General features: G+C 74.1%; 14 protein-coding genes. All 14 read right to left on the bottom strand.

Annotated elements, in window-relative coordinates:
• Nucleotides 1-64: 64 nt before the first annotated feature.
• Nucleotides 65-1,876, bottom strand: coding sequence for an FAD-dependent oxidoreductase (locus ACFCY1_RS36350; RefSeq protein ID WP_375877306.1), 1,812 nt, complete (start codon nt 1,874-1,876; stop codon nt 65-67).
• 179 nt (nt 1,877-2,055) lie between these two features.
• A complete protein-coding gene (locus tag ACFCY1_RS36355) occupies nt 2,056-3,180 on the bottom strand; it encodes a DUF5954 family protein (RefSeq protein ID WP_049650251.1) in 1,125 nt (374 codons plus the stop codon).
• A 99-nt stretch (nt 3,181-3,279) separates the two neighbouring features.
• Nucleotides 3,280-4,320 (bottom strand): zinc-binding alcohol dehydrogenase family protein, encoded by a 1,041-nt coding sequence (locus tag ACFCY1_RS36360; RefSeq protein ID WP_375877307.1) that lies wholly within the window; start codon nt 4,318-4,320, stop codon nt 3,280-3,282.
• A 109-nt stretch (nt 4,321-4,429) separates the two neighbouring features.
• Nucleotides 4,430-4,903, bottom strand: a complete 474-nt coding sequence (locus ACFCY1_RS36365) for a nucleoside deaminase (RefSeq protein ID WP_049650233.1) — start codon at nt 4,901-4,903, stop codon at nt 4,430-4,432.
• 191 nt (nt 4,904-5,094) lie between these two features.
• Entirely contained in the window at nt 5,095-8,661 is a 3,567-nt protein-coding gene (gene dnaE / locus ACFCY1_RS36370) for a DNA polymerase III subunit alpha (protein WP_117491196.1), read from the bottom strand.
• 164 nt (nt 8,662-8,825) lie between these two features.
• Entirely contained in the window at nt 8,826-10,025 is a 1,200-nt protein-coding gene (locus ACFCY1_RS36375) for an MAB_1171c family putative transporter (protein ID WP_375877308.1), read from the bottom strand.
• A complete protein-coding gene (locus tag ACFCY1_RS36380; RefSeq protein ID WP_181970381.1) occupies nt 10,018-10,563 on the bottom strand; it encodes a hypothetical protein in 546 nt (181 codons plus the stop codon). Before ACFCY1_RS36380 ends, ACFCY1_RS36375 begins: the two co-directional genes overlap by 8 nt.
• A gap of 79 nt (nt 10,564-10,642) precedes the next feature.
• Complete coding sequence (locus ACFCY1_RS36385; RefSeq protein ID WP_049659008.1) at nt 10,643-11,065, bottom strand: hypothetical protein; 423 nt, start codon at nt 11,063-11,065, stop codon at nt 10,643-10,645.
• A 193-nt stretch (nt 11,066-11,258) separates the two neighbouring features.
• Entirely contained in the window at nt 11,259-11,453 is a 195-nt protein-coding gene (locus tag ACFCY1_RS36390) for a hypothetical protein (RefSeq protein ID WP_375877309.1), read from the bottom strand.
• Nucleotides 11,454-11,475: 22 nt separating this feature from the next.
• Nucleotides 11,476-11,667 carry a hypothetical protein gene (locus ACFCY1_RS36395; RefSeq protein WP_074003146.1) on the bottom strand — a complete coding sequence of 64 codons (192 nt, stop codon included), beginning with the start codon at nt 11,665-11,667 and terminating at the stop codon, nt 11,476-11,478.
• A 37-nt stretch (nt 11,668-11,704) separates the two neighbouring features.
• Nucleotides 11,705-11,893 (bottom strand): hypothetical protein, encoded by a 189-nt coding sequence (locus tag ACFCY1_RS36400; protein ID WP_074003145.1) that lies wholly within the window; start codon nt 11,891-11,893, stop codon nt 11,705-11,707.
• Nucleotides 11,894-11,933: 40 nt separating this feature from the next.
• Nucleotides 11,934-12,125, bottom strand: coding sequence for a hypothetical protein (locus tag ACFCY1_RS36405; protein ID WP_049659012.1), 192 nt, complete (start codon nt 12,123-12,125; stop codon nt 11,934-11,936).
• 124 nt (nt 12,126-12,249) lie between these two features.
• Nucleotides 12,250-14,478, bottom strand: a complete 2,229-nt coding sequence (locus ACFCY1_RS36410) for a peptidase domain-containing ABC transporter (protein ID WP_375877310.1) — start codon at nt 14,476-14,478, stop codon at nt 12,250-12,252.
• The gene (locus tag ACFCY1_RS36415) at nt 14,475-17,837 is read right to left on the bottom strand and encodes a type 2 lanthipeptide synthetase LanM family protein (protein ID WP_375877311.1); all 3,363 of its coding nucleotides are present in this window, start codon (nt 17,835-17,837) and stop codon (nt 14,475-14,477) included. The genes ACFCY1_RS36410 and ACFCY1_RS36415 overlap by 4 nt, the downstream gene beginning before the upstream one ends.
• Nucleotides 17,838-18,238: the final 401 nt, after the last annotated feature.

An 18,238-nucleotide genomic window follows, 5' to 3' on the forward strand; every position in this document is an offset into this window, starting at 1 on the left:
GAACGCCCGCGCGGGACCTGTTGGATCGCCGCCGCTCCATACCCTTGTGTCCGGGCGGGCCGGGTCAGCCGAGGTCGAAGGTGTTCGGCAGGCCGAGGCGGTAGCGGGCCTCGTCGACCAGCTTGAGGGGCTCCAGCTCCGGGGGACGGAAGAGCAGCTGGATCCGGCAGCGTTCGGCGGGCGAACCGTCGGCGTCCAGGAGGGCGTTGACGGCGCGGCGCGCGGACTCGTTGGCGCCCTCCATGGTGGCCAGGTCGACGTCGGTGCGGACGTAGTCGCCGGCCAGGAAGAAGTTGCCGACGGCGGTGGCGGCGGAGGGCCGGTGGTAGAGCGTGCCGGCGGGGTGGACCAGGAGTTGCTCGCGGTTGGCCGGGGCCGGTCCGCCCAGGCCGGTGACGGCCGGGTCGAGGAACCACGAGTGCACGTCCGCGTCCGCCGGCCAACCGGCGCCCGGCCGGTCGAGGGCCCGCCGGCACTGCGCCCAGACCTCGCGGGCCACCTCCTCGCGGGTGCACTCCTTGGCCGTCCTGCCGTAGAGGATGCCGGGACGGTCCCACTCCGAGACGCAGACCGAGAGGCAGTCGCGCACCGTGCCGTCGCCGTAGGCGGCCGCGAAGTCGCGGTCCCAGAACTGCGCCTGGTTGACCGTGGTGAGCGACCACGGGGAGTCCAGGCAGATGGCGTGGCCGTGCACCAGCCGCAGCGGGCGGCGCAGGTAGAACTGGATGCCCGTCATCCAGTCGGTGCCGATCGCGTCGCAGCGCGCCAGTTGGGGATCGGCGGCGCGCAGGCGCGGACCCCAGGTGGTGCGGGCATGCTCGACCGGCAGCGCGCTGAGGTAGTAGTCGGCCCGCACCGTCTCCGGGGCGCCGCCGCCGGCCGGTGCCACCAGGACCCCGGTGATCCGGCCCTCGTCGTACAGGACCTCCCGGACCTCGGTGCCGGTCCGGAACTCGACGCCCAGTGCGGAGAGGTGGGCCGCCCACGGGTCGATCCAGGCCTCACTGGTGGGGCCGTTGAGCACCCGGTCGAGCTGTCCGTCGACGCCGCGCCCGAGCAGGCCGTTCAGCAGGAAGGCCTCGATGATGGTGCGGGCCACCGTACGGGTGCTGGCCTGCTCGGCCCGGGTCGCCACCAGGTCCCGGGACACGCCGACCCCGAGGAGGCGCTGGTAGTCGTGGGACATCCGCCCGGCCCTGATGAAGTCCCACCACGGCACCCGTTCCCACTGCTGCTCGCGGCGCAGGTCGCAGCTGGTCAGATGGACCAGGACCCGGTCCACGAAGTAGGCCAGCTCGTCGGCGGGCAGGTGCAGCACCTCGTCCAGCGCGCCGGTCAGGGTCCGCCGCAGGGCGTCCGGGGCGAGGTCGCCCAGGTCGAGCGGGCGGCGGGTGAGGGTCCGGAACGGGAGCAGCAGGCCCGGGCGCGGGGCGTCGAAGGCCAGCAGCGCCTGGGTGGCGTCGCGCAGGTTGTCGTGGACGCCGCCGGGGTTGCCCGGGTAGGGGATGCGGCGCAGGGTGTCCGGCAGGTTGCGGTAGAAGCCGGGGAAGAACCGGAAGCCGTGCTCGCCCGGCAGCGCTCGGCGTCCACCGCGCGCGCCGCCCGGCACGTCCATGCTCCGGGCCTTGCCGCCGAGCGCGGCGTAGTACTCGTACACCGTCACCCGGTAGCCGCGCTCGGCCAGTTCGTGCGCCGCGCTCAGCCCGGACACCCCGCCGCCGAGGACCGCCACGGTCCGCCCGGAGCCGGAGCCGCCGCGGGCACCGGCGCCCGCGCCACGCGGGAGCGCGGCGGCGCCCGCGGTGGGACCGACGGCCAGCGCCCCGCCCAGCGCGGCGGCGCGGGTGAGGAACTGGCGTCGGGTCCGCCCGCTCACCGCATCCTCGTGCGAACCGTCCTGTGAACCCTCGGCCAACCCCATGCTGCGCGCACCTCCGGCTCCTTGGTCACCCCGAGCGGTTGGGATGACCCCCCGGTGTGCAACGAGCGGGACGGGTGCCGGTCACCCGTCACGGACCAGGGTGGTGGAGGGGTGTTCGACGGGGGTGGGCCGCCCTACGCCCCGTCGTCCTCGAAGCGCGGGAGCGGGGTGCCGCGCCGGGCCATCTCGGCCTCGAAGAGGCGCTGGAACTCCCGCGCGGACTCGTCGAGGACGATCGGCTCGTCATCGTCCTCGTCGGGGACGATGCCCTGCGCTCGCAGCTTCTGGTCCATCACCAGGATCGGGTCCTCGGGGTCGTGGTCGGAGGGGCGGGGCCCCTCGGGGCCGTCCGGGCCGAAGCGGACGGCGCGTTCCACCCGGATGATCCGCAGGAGCCGGTCCTCGACGGTGAGTTCGAAGCCCTGCTCGGCTTCGAGCCGGTCCGCCGCCTCGGCGTAGCGGGCCCGTTGCCGGTCGCTCAGCCGGCGCTCGACCGGCTCGGTCACGCGCAGCCGCATCGACAGGATGTCCCGGGCGCGGAAGGGGGTGGGGGCGTCCATGACGCCGACCGGACGCCACCGGCCGTCGACCCGTTCCGCGACGCCGAAGGCGGCCGGCAGCAGCACCACACCCGGGTGGGTGGTGCTGGAGCGCAGTGCGTCCCGGCGGACCTCGGGCGGGAAGTCGCGTGCGGTGGGCACCAGTTGGATGAGGTCGGTCTTGAGGATGCCGGTGGAGAGCCCGGTCGGCAGGGCGGGGTCCATGACGAAGCCGGCGGCCGGGTCCAGGGCCTCGGCGAGCGGGCGCTTGCGGTGGTCGTCGGGGTCGGTGGAGCGCGGCGGCTCCGGGCCGTCCGGACCGCTGCGGATGTACCGCTCGGCCCGCACCACGCGGTAGCGGACGTCCAGTTCGACCTCGTCGAGCTTCTCCCACTCCAGCCGCCCGGCCGCGGCCAGGTACCGCTGCTGCGCCGCGGTGTCGCCGGCCTGCTCCGCCCGGCCGGCCTGCTCGCGGCAGACCATGCCCAGGTCGTCGCGGGCCGACTGCGGGTAGACCTCGGCCATCGAGGTGCGCAGGGCCCAGCCGCCCGTGGGCAGTTCACGGGCGACGCCGAAGGCCCTGCTCCCGGCCGACAGGATCTGCGGATAGCTGTCGCGGGCCGTCCACGCCTCGACGTCCGCCATCCCCGCCACGGGCTCGGTGGGGGCGGCCATCCTGATGGAGAGGTAACCGGGGACATCGTCAGGGAAGTTCACCATGCGCACATGATGCAACCGGTCGGCCACCGAGCGCAGTCAAACGGCCCCTCCTGTCACTCCGAAGGGGCGGGTCACCGCCGTGCCGCTCCGGGTGGCGCGCTACTCGGGTACGAGCACCGCGACGCCCGTCACCCGGTCCGCGGCGAGGTCGGCGAGCGCCGCGTCCGCCCGGCGCAGGGGGTAGCGGCTGACGTGGACCACCGGGCGGGCGCGGGCCGCCTCTGCCAGGAAGGCCAGGCCGTCGGCCCGGGTGTTGGCGGTGACGCTGCGCAGCGTGCGCTCCTGGAAGAGGTGCCGCTGGTAGTCCAGCGACGGGATGTCGGTGAGGTGGATGCCGGCCACGGCGAGCGTGCCGCCGCGGTCCAGCGCGGTGAGGGCGGCGGGCACGAGGCCGCCGACCGGGGCGAAGAGGACGGCCGCGTCCAGCGGTTGCGGGGGCGGATCGTAGGAGTCGCCGGCGAAGGCGGCGCCGAGTTCCAGTGCGAGCCGTCGGGCCGCCTCGGAGCGGGTGAACACGGCCACCCGGGCACCCCGGGCGAGGGCGATCTGGGCGGTCAGGTGCGCGGACGCGCCGAAGCCGTAGATGCCGAGCAGCCCGCCCGTCGGCAGTTCGGCCCGTTCCAGGGCCCGGTAGCCGATGATCCCGGCGCACAGCAGCGGGGCGAGTTCCTCGGCGGGCGGGCCCTCGGGCAGCCGGTAGGCGTAGCGGGCGTCCGCGGTGACGTGCCCGGCGTAGCCGCCGTGCCGGTCCCAGCCGGTGTACCGGGAGTCGGGGCAGAGGTTCTCGCGCCCGCTGCGGCAGTACCCGCAGCTGCCGCAGGTGCGGGCCAGCCAGGCCACCCCGGCTCGGTCCCCGACGGTGAACTCCCCGACCTCGGACCCGGCCGCCAGCACGTGCCCGACCACCTCGTGCCCGGGTGTGCGCCTCGCCATCCTGGGGGAGAGGTCCCCCTCCGCGAGGTGGAGGTCGGTGCGGCACACCCCGCAGGCCTCCACCTCGACCAGGATCTCCTGCGGCCCGGGCGGGTCGAGCGGTCGGCGCTCCCAGACCAGCGGGCCCGGTCCCGGCCCGCCGACCGGCCCGGGGCGGTCCACCACCCAGGCTCCGGTCTCCGTCGGTAGGGGTTCCCTCGTGGTCATCGCGGCCTCCTGCCGGTCCGCCGGGCACGCGGACCGCCCGGCGTCACGCTCCGTATGTACCCACGGTGTCCCATGCCCCGCCCCGCCAGGCCGCGCACGGCGTGGCCGGTCAGCCCCAGTACCCCGTGTGGACGGCGGAGGCCTCGTCGAACAGGTGCGGGCCGGAGGCCTCGACGGTGTTGCCGCCGGCCGCGAAGACCAGGCGGCAGGGCAGGTCGAGCACCGGTTCGTCCGGGTCCGCTCCCGCGATGGCGTTCAGTTCGGTGGCGGCGAGCGCGTAGACCACCCGCCGGATGCCGCTCCAGTAGATCGCGCCGGCGCACATCGCGCACGGCTCGGTGCTGGTGTACAGGACGGTCTCGGTGAGCTGGTGCGGGGCGAGGGCGCGGCAGGCCGCCCGGACCAGGTTGGTCTCCGCGTGGGCGGTGACGTCGTGGTCGGTCAGTACGGTGTTCTCGGCCGTGAGCAGGACGCCGCCGGACGCGTCGGTCAGCAGTGCGCCGAAGGGGTGGTTGCCGTGGGCGCGGGCGGAGGCCGCGAGTTCGATGGCCGCGAGCAGGTGGGTGCGGGTGTGGTCGGGCATCGGCGTACTCCTCGGGCGTGGAGCGGGCGGGGTGGGAGCGGCTGGGGCGGGGCGGGCGGGAGGCCGGCGAGTCGGCCCGGCCGTCCGCCCACCTCCATGGCACCACCGAACCCGGTCCCCGGCAGGGGCCGGACAGCCGACCGGCCCGGCCCGCTCCGAGGAACGGAGCGGACCGGGCCGACCGGCGCCGGTCAGGAGCGGACGACCGCCCCCGCCCAGGAGCGGTTGCCGAGGAGGGTCTTGACGTCCGAGGCGAGCCCGTTGTCCGGGTTCACCCGGAACCCGAGCTCGTAGAGGGTGTCCTTGTCCCAGTTGGTGGTGCGCAGCCGGACCGGGACGTCGCCGGGGTGGTTCTGGAGGGCGAGCTTGAGCTCGGCGACCACCTGGGGGTTGATCCGGGCGGCCGGGACGGTGATCTGGACGGGCGGCTTGGTGCCGAGTTCGGCGGAGGAGACGTCGAGGGTGGTGATCTCCTGGCCGAAGACGCTCAGTGACCCGTCGCGCTCGTTGAGCCGGCCGCGGATCGAGATCACGTTGTCCTCGATCATCTGCTCGGCCATGAGGTTGTAGGTCGCCGGGAAGAACAGCACCTCGACCGAGCCGTCGCGGTCGGCGAGCGTGATGATCGCCCACGCGTTGCCGGCCTTGTTGATCCGCCGGTCGACGCCGGTGATCAGCCCGGAGAGCCGGACCTCGCCCTCGGAGCGGCCGGAGTCGAGGAGCTGGGCGATCGAGCTGTCGCGGTTCTGCGAGAGGATGTGCTCGGCGCCGTCCAGCGGGTGGCTGGAGACGTAGAGGCCGAGCATCTCGCGTTCCAGGGCGAGGAGTTGGCGCCGGGGCCACTCGTTCTCGGTGAGCTGGAAGTCGAGTCCGATGCCGGGCCCGCCGCCCTCGCCGGCGTCGAGGGCGCCGAACAGGTCGTCCTGTCCGATGGCCTGCTGCTTCTTCAGCCCGGTGACGGCGTCGATCGCGTTCTCGTGCACGCTGCTGAGCGAGAGCCGGGTGTGGCCGAGCGAGTCGAAGGCGCCCGCCTTGACCAGGGAGTCGACGGTGCGCTTGTTGCACACCACCAGTTCGACCTTGTCCAGGAAGTCGGCGAAGGAGGTGTACTTGCCCTTCTCCTCGCGGGTGCCGACCAGGGACTCGATGACCGGCACGCCGACGTTGCGCACCGCCTTGAGGCCGAACCGGACGTCGCTGCCGACGGCGGTGAAGTCGACCACCGACTCGTTGACGTCGGGGGAGAGGATCTTGATGCCCATCTGCCGGCACTCGGCCAGGTAGATCGCCATCTTGTCCTTGTCGTCGGCGACGGAGGTGAGCAGGGCGGCCATGTACTCGGCGGGGTAGTTGGCCTTGAGGTAGGCGGTCTGGTAGGAGACCAGGCCGTACGCGGCGGAGTGCGATTTGTTGAACGCGTAGCCGGCGAACGGGACCAGGACGTCCCAGACCGCCTGGATGGCCTCGTCGGAGTAGCCGCGCTCCTTGCAGCCGGCGTGGAAGGGGACGAACTCCTTCTCCAGGACCTCCTTCTTCTTCTTGCCCATCGCGCGGCGGAGCAGGTCTGCCTGTCCGAGCGAGTAGCCGGCCAGCACCTGGGCGGCTCGCTGCACCTGCTCCTGGTAGACGATCAGGCCGTAGGTGGGGCCGAGGACGTCCTTGAGCGGTTCCTCCAGCTCGGGGTGGATCGGGATGATCTCCTGCTGGGCGTTCTTGCGCAGGGCGTAGTTGGTGTGCGAGTTCATGCCCATCGGGCCGGGCCGGTACAGCGCGGAGACGGCGGAGATGTCGGCGAACTCGGTGGGCTTCATCAGCTTGAGCAGGGCGCGCATGGGGCCGCCGTCGAGCTGGAACACGCCGAGGGTGTCGCCTCGGGCCAGCAGCTGGTAGGTGGTGGGGTCGTCGATCGGGATCTTCTCGATGTCGACGTCGACGCCCCGGTTGGCCTTCACGATCTTGATGCAGTGGTCGATGATGCCCAGGTTCCGCAGACCCAGGAAGTCCATCTTGATCAGGCCCATGGCTTCGCACGACGGGTAGTCGAAGCCGGTGATGATCACGCCGTCCTTGTCCCGCATGTGCAGCGGGATCAGTTCGAGCAGCGGGGTGGAGGAGAGGATGACGGCGGCGGCGTGCACGCCGGTGCCGCGGATCAGGCCCTCGATGCCCCGCCCGGTGTCGATGATCTTCTTGACGTCGGGCTCGTTGTCGTAGAGCGCCCGGATCTCGGTGCCCTCGTTGTACCGCGGGTGCTTGTCGTTGAACAGGTCGGCCAGCGGCACGCCCTTGCCCATGACGTCCGGCGGCATCGCCTTGGTGATCCGGTCGCCCATGGCGAAGGGGTAGCCCAGGATGCGGTTGGCGTCCTTGACGGCGGCCTTGGCCTTGATCGTGCCGAAGGTGTTGACCTGGGCGGTGTAGGCGGAGCCGTACTTGTCGGTGACATAGCGGACCATCTGGTCGCGCTGGCGGTCGTCGAAGTCGATGTCGACGTCCGGGGGGTTGATGCGCTCGGGGTTGAGGAACCGCTCGAACAGCAGGTCGTGCTCCAGCGGGTCCAGCTGGGTGATGCCGGTCAGGTAGGCGACCATCGAGCCGGCCGCCGAACCACGGCCCGGGCCGACCGGGATGCCGTTGTCCCGGCCGTACTGGCAGATGTCGGCGACCACGAGGAAGTAGGCGTCGAACCCCATCGGGGTGATCACGCCCATCTCCAGCTCGACCCGGTCCAGCACCTCCTGGCTGGGGTTGTCGCCGTAGCGGTGCTGGAGGCCGGCGGCGATCTTCTGGCGCAGGAAGGAGGCCTGGGTCTCGCCCTCGGGGACGTCGAACTGCGGCATCCGGTCGACGTAGGTGAAGACCTCCTCGTACGACTCCACCCGCTCGGCGATCGCCAGGGTGTTGTCGCAGGCCTCCGGCAGCTCGCGGAAGAGCTCGCGCATCTCCTCGGCGGTCTTGACGTAGTAGCCGCTGCCGTTGAACTTGAAGCGGTTCGGGTCGTCCTTGTTCTTGCCCACGCCGACGCAGAGCAGGCTGTCGTGGGCGTCGGCCTGGTCGGCGGTGACGTAGTGCGAGTCGTTGGTGGCCAGCAGCGGGATGTTCAGCTGCTTGGCCAGGCGCAGCAGGTCCTCGCGGACGTCCTGCTCGATGGAGAGCCCGTGGTCCATCAGCTCCAGGAAGTAGTTCTCCTTGCCGAAGATGTCCTGGTAGGCGCCGGCCGCCTTGACGGCCTCCTCGTACTGGCCGAGGCGCAGCCGGGTCTGGACCTCGCCGGAGGGGCAGCCGGTGGTGGCGATGATGCCGGTCGCGTTGGCGGCGATCAGCTCGCGGTCCATGCGGGGCTTCATGTAGTAGCCCTCCATCGACGCGAGCGAGGAGAGCTTGAAGAGGTTCCGCAGGCCGGTGGCGTTCTGCGCCCACATGGTCATGTGGGTGTAGCGGCCGCCGCCGGAGACGTCCTTGCCGCCCTCGCCGTCGGAGCCGGTCGGGCGCTGGCCGCCGGGGGACCAGAACACCTGCTTCTTCAGGAAGCGCGAGGCCGGCGCGACGTACGCCTCGATGCCGATGATCGGCTTCACCCCGGTCTTGGCGGCCGCGTGGAAGAACTCGTACGCGCCGAACATGTTGCCGTGGTCGCTCATCGCGATGGCGGGCATGCCCTGTCTCTCCGCCTCGGCGAACAGCTTGCCGTTCTTGGCGGCGCCGTCCAGCATCGAGTACTCGGTGTGGACGTGCAGGTGCGCGAAGCTGTCGGACACGGCGCTGTGCTCCTGGGACGGGACGGGACGCGGACGGGGAAGCGGTCCACCCTATCGGGTCCGCGACGCCGACGCGCAGCCCCGCGGGCCCGCCGCCGCGATCTTGACGGGGCCCTGTCGGTTCCTTGACGGGATCATGGCCAGTGCGGCCGGCCCCGCTCCGGTCAGCCGGCCGTGCGGGCGACGGGCAGCGGCGGCATGGTCCGCAGGGCCTGGGCGACCTGGGTCAGCCAGCGGGTCTCGGCCTCGATGCCGGCGCTGGGCGGCAGGGACGGCTCGGCCTGCGGCGGGTCGGCGGCCTCGGCGGGGTCGGCGGGCGTGTCCGCCCGCGCGCGGGCGCGGACCAGGGCGGCGGCGATCCGGGCGGCCTCGGCCCGCGCGGCGGCGTCGGTGGCCCGGGCACCGTCGCCCCGCGGCTGCTCCGGCCCCGCCGGGGGCGTCTCGCCGGTGCGGTAGCGGCGGAGGATCAGCAGCCCGTCCCGGATCTCGATGACCCGGCGGTAGAGCGCGAGCTCGGCGTCGGCGAAGGGCAGCGGGCCGGCGGCGAGGGCGATCTGCGGGAAGACCGCGTGCAGGGCCCGCCACAGCGGGCCGAGCGACCGGTAGCTGCGGTACGCGGCCCGCCAGCGCCGGGCGGCGCGACCGGCGCGCGCCCACAGCAGGGTGGTCGCACCGGCCAGCAGCAGCACCGCGCACAGCCGCCCGAGCGCCAGCGAGACGGGGTCCTCGGTGCTCTGCTGGCGGCCCGAGCGCAGGGCGCCCAGGACGTCGTCCAGCCCCCACGCCGTCCAGAGCAGCCCGACGGCGGCGGTGAGCGTGATCAGGACGAGGGCCGTGCGCAGGGCCGCGGTGTCGGCCTGGCGCGTCCAGGACAGCGTCTGGCGCAGCAGCGTGACCAGGCAGCCGACCACGTAGCCGACGCTGACCAGGTCGTAGCCGGCCAGCGCTGCCGGTCCGGCGCCGCCGGTGGCCACCAACTGGCCGTCGACCTCCGTGATCCGGGCGAGCAGGAACAGGACCGTCGCCACGAGGACCGCGAGGGCGACGCCGGCCTGGCGGCGGCGCAGGGCCCGGGCGTCGGCGGCGGGGCGGCGCAGCGAGACGGCGGCCAGGGCGAGGAACCCGGCGGAGCCCATCTTGAGGTGGTCGGTGAGCATCCAGGACAGGCCCGCCAGGCCGGTCCCGTGGTCGATGTCCGCCCCCGTCCGGCCGGCCATCAGCGCCAGGGAGGCGCCGAAGCACCAGGCGAAGCAGCAGGTGTAGCGCAGGGCCGGCGTGGTGCCGCGGTGCCGTCCGGCGAAGAACCGGTACGTGCTCAGCCCGAGCAGGAAGACCGCGGCGCAGGCGAGGACGGGGTCAGTCATGCGGGCCCGTCGGGCGGCGCCGGCCCAGCAGCGGGGAGAGCCGCTGCGCCCACTCGGCGTCGCGGGACTGGGCGTTGGCCGCCCGGCCGCCGGGCAGCAGGGCGCGTTTGAGGATCAGCGAGGCGAGCAACTCGGCCTCCCGCTCCTGGGGTTCGAGGTAGACGGTGCGGCCCAGGACCTTCCCGACCAGGGTCGGGGACAGGTGCGGCAGCAGGCCGCGGGTGAGCCCGGGGTCGGGCGAGGGGCCGTCGGCGTGGCCCAGCAGGAGGTGGGCGTACTCGTGCACCAGGATGTGTTGGCGGTGCACCTCGCTGGTGTCCTCGGCGTACACGATGTAGTCGGCCTGGCCGGTCGTCACCAGCAGCCCGCAGGGTGCCCCGGGCCGTGCGGGCACGGCGATCAGGTCGATCGGACGGCCGCGGGCGCGGGCGAGGCGGGCGACGAGCTCGGCGGCGTCGAACGGGTCGGGCAGGTCCAGTGATTCGCTGATCGCGCGACATCGCCGCATCAGTCCGCCGTGGCGTCGGATCCATCGCAACGCGCGCCTCCCCAGTCCGCCGGGGCCGACGTGGCCGGTCAGCCGTTGCGGGTGTCCCCTCGGCGGCACCACGTCGTGCTCACGGGGAGGGCTTCCCCCTGGCAGCCTCCCGGCGAGCGATAGTCTCGATCACATCGGAGACGGTGTCCAGGGCTTCGGGCGAGAGTTCCACCGCCCGCAGCGCCATGTTCCGTACGCCGGCGTCCCGCAGCGCCTCCAGCAGGGCGAGTTCGGCGACGATCTCCTCGGAGCGGTCGTCGAAGAAGTAGGCGGGGGAGACGTGGAAGAACCCGGCCAGCGCCTCCAGATGGCGCTTGGTCGGGTTGTCGCGCTTGCCGGTGCGCAGCTGCCACAGGTAGGTGGCCGAGAAGGTCTCGCCGGTGGCCTCGCGACAGGCGCGCGCCACGTCCTCGTTGCTGTACTGCTCCCGGTTGGGGCGCCGGACCGTGCGAAACAGTGTCTCGATCTTCTCGGCGAGCGTGCTCGCCCCGGGTTCCGCCATCTCCGCCTCCTGCGCCGCCACTGCCGGTCCCGGCGGCACTGGAACGCGGGGCCGGCCACCGGGTAACCATCGTAGCTTCGGGCGTCGCCCCGGCGTCGGGCGGTGCCGTCCCCGGGGGACGAACGCGGGTCCGGCCCTCGGGGGAGGGCCGGACCCGACGCCCGGTGCGGAATGGTGCGAGGTGGTTCGCGGGTCAGCAGCAGCCGTAGCTGAAGCTGCCGCAGGTGCCGCACCAGCTCTGGTCGGTGCTGTTGCAGACGTCGTTGTTGGTGAAGGGCTCCTCACCGCCGCTGAGGGCGGTCAGGTCCGGCTCGCCCAGCGGGTGGCCGGGGGCGGTGCGGGCCGTCTCGGGGTCCTTCCAGGACCGGACGGTCTCCTCGTCGCTCATGGTCCGACTCCCTCCGGGCCGCTCAGCAGCAGCCGAAGCTGAAGCTGCCGCAGGTGCCGCACCCGGTCTGGTTGGTGGTGCAGATGTCGTAGACGGTGATCTGCTCCTCGCCGCCGCTGAGGGCGGTGAGGTCGGGCTCGCCGACCGGGTGGCCGGGGGCGGTGCGGGCCGTCTCGGGGTCCTTCCAGGACCGGACGATGTCCTCGTTGCTCATGGTTCGACTCCTTCGGGGTCGTTCGGCAGGGGGGTGTTCAGCAGCAGCCGAAGGTGAAGCCGCCGCAGGTGCCGCAGGCGGTCTGGCCGGTGCACATCTCGAAGACGGTCACCGGCTCCTCGCCGCCGCTGAGGGCGGTGAGGTCGGGCTCGCCCAGCGGGTGGCCGGGCGTGGTGCGGGCCGTCTCGGGGTCCTTCCAGGACCGGACGGTCTCCTCGTCGCTCATGGTTCGGCTCCTTCCGCTCCGGGTCGGGGGGTACGGGCCGTCAGCAGTGGGTTCCGGTGGCCCAGGTGGGGCAGCAGCCGCCGGTGCCGAGGGCCTCGCTGCCGCCCTCCTCGTCGGACAGGCCGCCGACGAACAGGCCGAGGTCGACCTCGCCGGACGGGTGGGCGGGGGCGACGGCGCGGGCCGCGTCCTCGGGGTCCTTCCAGGCACGGGCGGTGCTGTTGTCGCTCATGGCGTTCCTGCCTCTCGGTGGTGGTTCCTCGACCGGACGGCCGGGCGGCCGACCGGGGTTCGTGGGGACGGGCGTCGAGCGGCCCGTCGGAACGGTGGCCCGTCGGAACGGTGGCCCGTCGGCTTCAGCGGCTCGCGGCGGGGCGCACGTCGGTGTCGGCCGCGCCGAACAGCAGGCGGTACGCCCCCTCCTGCTCGATCAGCTCGTCGTGGCGGCCGCGTTGGACGATCCGGCCGTGTTCGAGGACGAGGATCTGGTCGGCGTTGCGCACGGCGTTCAGCCGGTGGGAGACGACGATCCGGGTGACGGCCAGCTCCGCGAGCGCGCCGTCGACATGGCGTTCGGTCTGCGGGTCGAGGTGGCTGGTCGCCTCGTCGAGCAGCAGCAGCCGCGGCCGGTGCACCAGGGCCCGGGCCAGGGCGACCCGTTGGCGCTGGCCGGCCGAGAGCGCCGAGCCGCTCTCGCCGACGGGCGTGTCGTACCCCATCGGCAGGGCCAGCACGTCCTCGTGCAGCCCGGCGATCCGCGCGGCCCGGACCACCTCGGCGTCCTCGGCGTCGGGCCGCCCGAGGGTCAGGTTGTCCCGGATGCTGCCGCCGAACAGGCTCAGCTCCTGGAGGACGGCGCCGCAGTGGGCGCGCAGGTCGGCGAGGTCGAGCCGGTCGATCGGCACGCCGTCGTGGCGCACCGTCCCCTCGTCGGGCGGGAGCAGTCCGAGCAGCAGCAGGGCCAGGGTGCTCTTGCCGGACCCGGTGCGGCCGACGATGCCGAGCTTGCCGCCGGCGGGGACGGACAGGTCGATCCCGCTGAGGGCCGGCGGGCCGGACGCCTGGTAGCGGAAGGTCAGCGCGCGGACGTCCACGGAGGTCGCCTTCCGGGTGGTGAGCCGCAGCCGGCCGCCGGTCTCCGCCGGGGCGTCCAGGACGTCGAAGAGGCGTTCCACCTGGGCGTTGACGGTGAGGTAGAGCTGGCCGGTGGTCGACAGGGTCTCCAGCGGTGCCAGGACGGACAGCACCAGGCTGTTCGCGGCCAGCATGGTGCCCAGGGTGGAGCGGCCGGTCATGACCATCCAGGCGCCGACGCCGAGCATGAGCAGCGGCCCGAGCGAGGTCATCGCCCGCTGCGCCCCGGAGAGCCCGGCGGTGGCGCGGCCGCGCCGCAGCATCGCGCCCTGGTAGCGGGTGAACAGCCCCTGCCAGTGCTCCACGGCGCGGCTCTCCACGCCGTTGGCCTTGAGCGGCAGGATCGCCTCCAGCGCCTCGACCAGGTAGCTCTGCTCCTCCGCCTTGGCGACCAGCTCCAGTTGGGCGAGGTTGCGCAGCCGGCGGTGGGCGTGGGCCACCAGGAGCAGCTGGAGCAGGAACAGCGGGGCGACGGCGAGCAGGTAGAGGGGCTGCAGCAGCACGACGGCGACCAGGTAGCCGACCAGCAGGACGCCGTCCAGGGCCACGGTCATCAGCTGCTGGGTCAGGGTCTCCCGGGTGCTGGAGACGCTGGAGGTGCGCATCAGCAGGTCGCCGCGGCCCCGTTCGAGGAAGAACCGCAGCGGCAGCCGGAAGAGGTGTTCGACGAAGGAGCGGGTGAGCACCAGGTCGCCGCGCCGGCGCAGGGCGAGCAGCGCCAGTGCGCGCAGGGCGGTCAGCAGTCCGGTGAGCAGGGCGATGCCGACGGCGGACAGGGCCAGCAGGACGGGCAGGTCGGTGCGGTGCTGCGGGAGGAGCGAGTCCACCACGGTGCGGGTGAGCAACGGGACGGCCAGGCCCAGCAGTTGCAGCAGCCCGGTGACCAGGGCGGTCAGGGCGAGCAGGGAGCGGCCGCCCGGGGCGGCCAGGAAGCGCCGCAGGTAGCGGACCATCGGGCGGTCGCGCAGCGGGGTGTGCCGCTCCTCGAAGGACTCGCCCGGCTCCAGGGCGACGGTCACGCCGCCGTACAGGCCGTCGAAGTCCTGCCGGGAGATCTGGCGGCGCCCGCCGGCCGGGTCGACCAGGCGGACCGACCGGCGGTCGACCCGCTCCAGGACGACGAAGTGGTGGGTCCGCAGGTAGGCGATGACCGGGCCGCGCAGCGGCTGCTCCAGTGCGGCGGGGCCGCGGTCGACGCGGACGGTCAGCCCGGCCTGCCGCGCCGCGTCGACGAGCACGGCCGCCGAGGCGCCGTCGCGTCCCGCGCCGAGCAGCGGGCGGCAGTCGGCCACCGTGGAGTCCCGTCCGTAGTGGCTGAGCACCATGGCCAGGCAGGCGGCGGCGCACTCGGTCCGGGTGAACTGCAGCCGCTGGGGCACCCGGTGGGCGCGCCGCCGGGAGCGCTCCCGGGCGGGGGCGGCTGGCCGGGCGGGGTCGGTCGCGGCGCTCACGGGGCCTCCTGCGGGGCGAGCAGCAGCACGGGGGCGACGCGCTCGGGCGCGGCGATCCGCAGCAGTCCGTGGCCGATGCCGGCCAGGCCGGTCATCAGGCCGGGCGTGACGATGCCGCCCGGGGTGCCGCAGACCGGTCCGCGCTCCTCGATCGCGGCCAGCAGGGCGTCGCGGGTCCGGGAGTGGTCGTCCCGGGCCCGGGCGACCCCGGCGCGGGCCGCCGCGGTGAACAGCTCCAGGTTGCCCAGGGTGCCGTGGCAGAGGCTGTCGTCGCCGATCGGGCCGGCGTCGGCGGTGGACCGCACGGCGCGCAGCAGCGCCCGGTCGCTCGACGGGGTGCGGGTCCCGGCGGGCAGGTCGGCCCGGAGCAGTCCGATGCCGGGGGCGCCGTGGCACCAGGCGTGCACGGCCGCGAAGGTGCCCGGGGGAGGCGTGGCCCGCCAGGGCCGGGGGGCCTGCTCCCGGTAGTCCGGCCAGTTGTCGACCTCGGGGTCGTAGCCGGCCTCCTCGTAGGCGAGCGCGGCCCGGCCGGTGCGCAGCGCGGCCGCGTCCCCGGTGCGGGCGGCGTGCCGCAGCAGCGCCCAGCCGATCCCGCCGGCGCCGTGGGACATGCCGAGCAGCGGCCGTGCGGCGGGCATCGCGGTGCGCCAGGCGACGGTGCCGCCGGGGTGCGCCTCGGCCTTCTCCACCAGCAGCCGCGCGCAGCGCCGGGCGCAGTCGTGCGCGGCGGCGCCGTACCGGTGCGCCAGGGCCTCGGCCACGGCGAGGCAGCCGGCCGCCCCGCCGATCAGGTCGAGCTGCCGGTCGTCGTCCAGGGCGCCGGCCGCCGCGATGAACAGGCCCGGTACGGGCTCCGCCAGGGCGGGGTCGTCGAGCAGCACGGCGGCGCAGTCGAGCGCGTACGCGGTGCCCGCGAGGCCGCCGAACGCCCCCCAGGAGCGGTTCGGCGTGTGGCGCAGCACGTGGGCCAGGTGCTCCGGGAACGGTGCCAGGATCCGCCGCGCCCACCGCGCGTAGCGCTCCTCCCCGGTGACGGCGGCGAGCTGGGCGAAGAACAGCGCCGTCCCGGGGTAGCCGCCGTACAGGTCGTCCCGCAGGGCGGTGACCCGCCACTGGTCCCGGCTCAGGTCGAGGCCGAGCCAGCCGGCCCGCCCGCCGTCGCGGCGCGCGTCGGCCAGCAGCCGGTCGGCGACGGACCGGGCGAGGCGCAGGGCGCGTTCGCCGGGGGAGCGGTCCGGGCCGGTGGCGGGCCCGGCCGGGCGCGGGCCGGTGCCCGCGGGTGCGGCACCGTCGGCTCCCCCGGTGGTGGCGCGGGCGGCGAAGGCGGCCCGGATGATCCAGTCCTGGGTGGCCAGGTCGTGCTCGTCCATGGCGGCGACGATCCGCCGGGCCCGGTCGAGCCCCGACTCGGGCAGTGCCCGCGGCAGCGACCGGCCGCGGTGGGTGCGCAGGTCGCGGGAGCCGACGACGGAGCGGAACAGCGGGACGTCGCCGCTCCAGAGGTCCTCGGCTTCGAGCCGCAGCAGCGGCCGCTGGTCGGGGTTCCCGGCGGACTGGGCGAAGATCAGCCCGAGCACCCGGTCGCGGTCGAGCGCGTCACGGGTGACGTCCGGGTGGGTGCTCTCGCCCAGCAGGTGGGCGTAGACCCGGGTGGCGCGGACGATGGTGCGGCAGGTGTCCTCGCGGAAGCGCTCCAGCGGGCCGTCCGGTGCGAGCAGCGCCTCGCGGTGGGCGGCGATGGCGCGGTAGCCGGCCTCGAACCCCGCCCGCAGGGACGCCAGGTGGTCGGCCGGGTCGACGTCCCGGCCGTCCAGTCGCGGCCGGTTCGCGCTGCCCTCGAAGGCGCGCTGCACCCGGGTCAGGCGCATCTCGTCGGTGCCGTCGCCCTCCCAGGTGGGCGACTTGAAGGGCATCACGGCGCCCTTGTCGGCGCCCATCCCGCCGACGTCCAGCACCGCGCCGCCGTCGCCGACCAGTACCGAGGGCAGCAGGCCCACCCGCTGCACCGAGTGGGCGAGCAGGTGCTGCGCCGGGTCGTCGTCGATCAGCGGGCTGCCGGTCAGGTGGGGCACGCCGACGTGGAACAGGGACTCCAGGTCGACGGCGACCGGGTGCTCCCCGACGGCGATCACGTTCTCGAAGTGGAAGTCGGTGGCGGCGGTCGCGTAGAGCAGGGCCAGCAGCGCCCCGAGGCGGTGGTAGAACCGCTCGGCGGCCGCGTGGTCGGCGCACGGCGCCGGTTCCACGTACTCGATCCAGCCGTACCCGCCCCGGTCCCACACCGCCACGGTGCCCGGGCCGGGGCCCGGCAGGACGGTGTCGTACCAGTCGACCAGGGCGTTGAAGTGCTCGTGGACGGCCAGCGGCCGGGGCTTGTACACCAGCTGGGCGCCGGAGGAGAAGGTCAGCAGGGCGACCGAGCGGCCCGCCTCGTGGCCGTCGCCGCGGCCCGTGCGCACCTCGGTCAGCTCGCCGGGGTCGCGCCCGGCGAAGAGCCGCTCGACCAGTGCGGGCCGGTCGGCGGTGAAGCGGTCGAGGAACTCCCGGTGCGCGTGGACGGCGTTCCGGGTGGCGCACGCCAGCAGCCGGGCCAGGACGGCGTACTCGTCCAGCAGCGCGGCCAGCCGCTCGGGCTCCCGCTGCCAGGCGATGAAGGCGTGGAAGCGCTCCTGCGGGGTGTCGCCGCTCAACTGGCCGGACAGCCGGGCCACATGGAGTTCGAGGACGAGGGTGCGGCCGAGGACGGACACCAGCTGGTCCCGCAGGCCGGCGGTGAGCGAGCGCCGGACGGCCGCGAGGACGGCGGCGGAGGGCTCGGTGGCGTCCGCGGTGCGGGCGGGTGCCTCCAGCAGGTGGAGGGCCTCGGCGAGGAAGGGTTCGACGACGGCGGCGAAGTCGGCGAAGCCGTGCCGGTGCGTTCCGTCGTGCCCCTCGTCGTGTTCCGTGGTGTCCTCCCCGTCGGGCGCCGGGGGCAGCCGTGGTGCGCGGGCGACGACGTCCTCGACGAACCGGGCCCAGGCCGGTTTGACGGTGCGCGCGGCCAGGCTGTCGGGGTGTTCGGCGAGCAGTCGGCGCAGCAGGGGCGGGTCGATGCCGAGCGCGCGGGCCTGGGCTTCGGCGGTGTCCGGCGCGTGGTCGGTGAACGCCGAGCGCCAGCGGGCCAGTCGGCGGTCGGCGCGCCAGCCGAGGCTGCCCTCCGCCGGGTTGTCGGCGACCGGGGCGGGCGGGTCGCCCTCGCCGCTCAGGCGTTCGGCCAGCCACAGGCCGCGGGCCCACCAACTCCCGGTCAGGGGTGAGCGGTTGACGCGCGACCAGGGCGGGGCGGCGGCCGCGGCATCGGGCGGGGTGTTCGAGGGCATGCTGGACTCCTGGGGCGCGGAGGACGGGCGATCCGGAGGCGGGCAGGCGGACGCTGCCGGGAACGGGCAGGCAATGGCAGCTGGTGTGAATGGCTGTCTTTCAAGGATTCATGTCAGCTGGTGCCGCGATGCGAGTCTGCTCGGCTTGCGGCGGCCCGTCAAGTGGTGTGAACGGCAATGCCCGAGTCATTCATCTCAGCTGTCACCCGGAGCCGTCCGGTCGCACCGTGACGGCCGAACCACGCCACCTGCTCCGGACGTTGAGCAGCGTCCGTGACCTTGCGACGGACCGGACGGACGGGGCGGCAGGGCCGCGAGCGATGGTGGACCTCAGCCCCGGGGTGTCCTTCACGAACAGCGTCCGCGGCCCGCCGGCGCCCGGCGGCTCCTCGCCGAGGAGC

Origin of the sequence: Kitasatospora sp. NPDC056273, assembly GCF_042268845.1 — a bacterium.
Taxonomy (GTDB): domain Bacteria; phylum Actinomycetota; class Actinomycetes; order Streptomycetales; family Streptomycetaceae; genus Kitasatospora.

What these genes read in the sequence shown, in the direction of transcription:
- ACFCY1_RS36355 (WP_049650251.1), bottom strand. Translation starts at nt 3,180, where the DNA reads ATGGTGAACTTCCCTGACGATGTCCCCGGTTACCTCTCCATCAGGATG.
- ACFCY1_RS36360 (WP_375877307.1), bottom strand. Translation starts at nt 4,320, where the DNA reads ATGACCACGAGGGAACCCCTACCGACGGAGACCGGAGCCTGGGTGGTG.
- ACFCY1_RS36365 (WP_049650233.1), bottom strand. Translation starts at nt 4,903, where the DNA reads ATGCCCGACCACACCCGCACCCACCTGCTCGCGGCCATCGAACTCGCG.
- ACFCY1_RS36375 (WP_375877308.1), bottom strand. Translation starts at nt 10,025, where the DNA reads ATGACTGACCCCGTCCTCGCCTGCGCCGCGGTCTTCCTGCTCGGGCTG.
- ACFCY1_RS36385 (WP_049659008.1), bottom strand. Translation starts at nt 11,065, where the DNA reads ATGGCGGAACCCGGGGCGAGCACGCTCGCCGAGAAGATCGAGACACTG.
- ACFCY1_RS36390 (WP_375877309.1), bottom strand. Translation starts at nt 11,453, where the DNA reads ATGAGCGACGAGGAGACCGTCCGGTCCTGGAAGGACCCCGAGACGGCC.
- ACFCY1_RS36395 (WP_074003146.1), bottom strand. Translation starts at nt 11,667, where the DNA reads ATGAGCAACGAGGACATCGTCCGGTCCTGGAAGGACCCCGAGACGGCC.
- ACFCY1_RS36400 (WP_074003145.1), bottom strand. Translation starts at nt 11,893, where the DNA reads ATGAGCGACGAGGAGACCGTCCGGTCCTGGAAGGACCCCGAGACGGCC.
- ACFCY1_RS36405 (WP_049659012.1), bottom strand. Translation starts at nt 12,125, where the DNA reads ATGAGCGACAACAGCACCGCCCGTGCCTGGAAGGACCCCGAGGACGCG.
- ACFCY1_RS36415 (WP_375877311.1), bottom strand. Translation starts at nt 17,837, where the DNA reads ATGCCCTCGAACACCCCGCCCGATGCCGCGGCCGCCGCCCCGCCCTGG.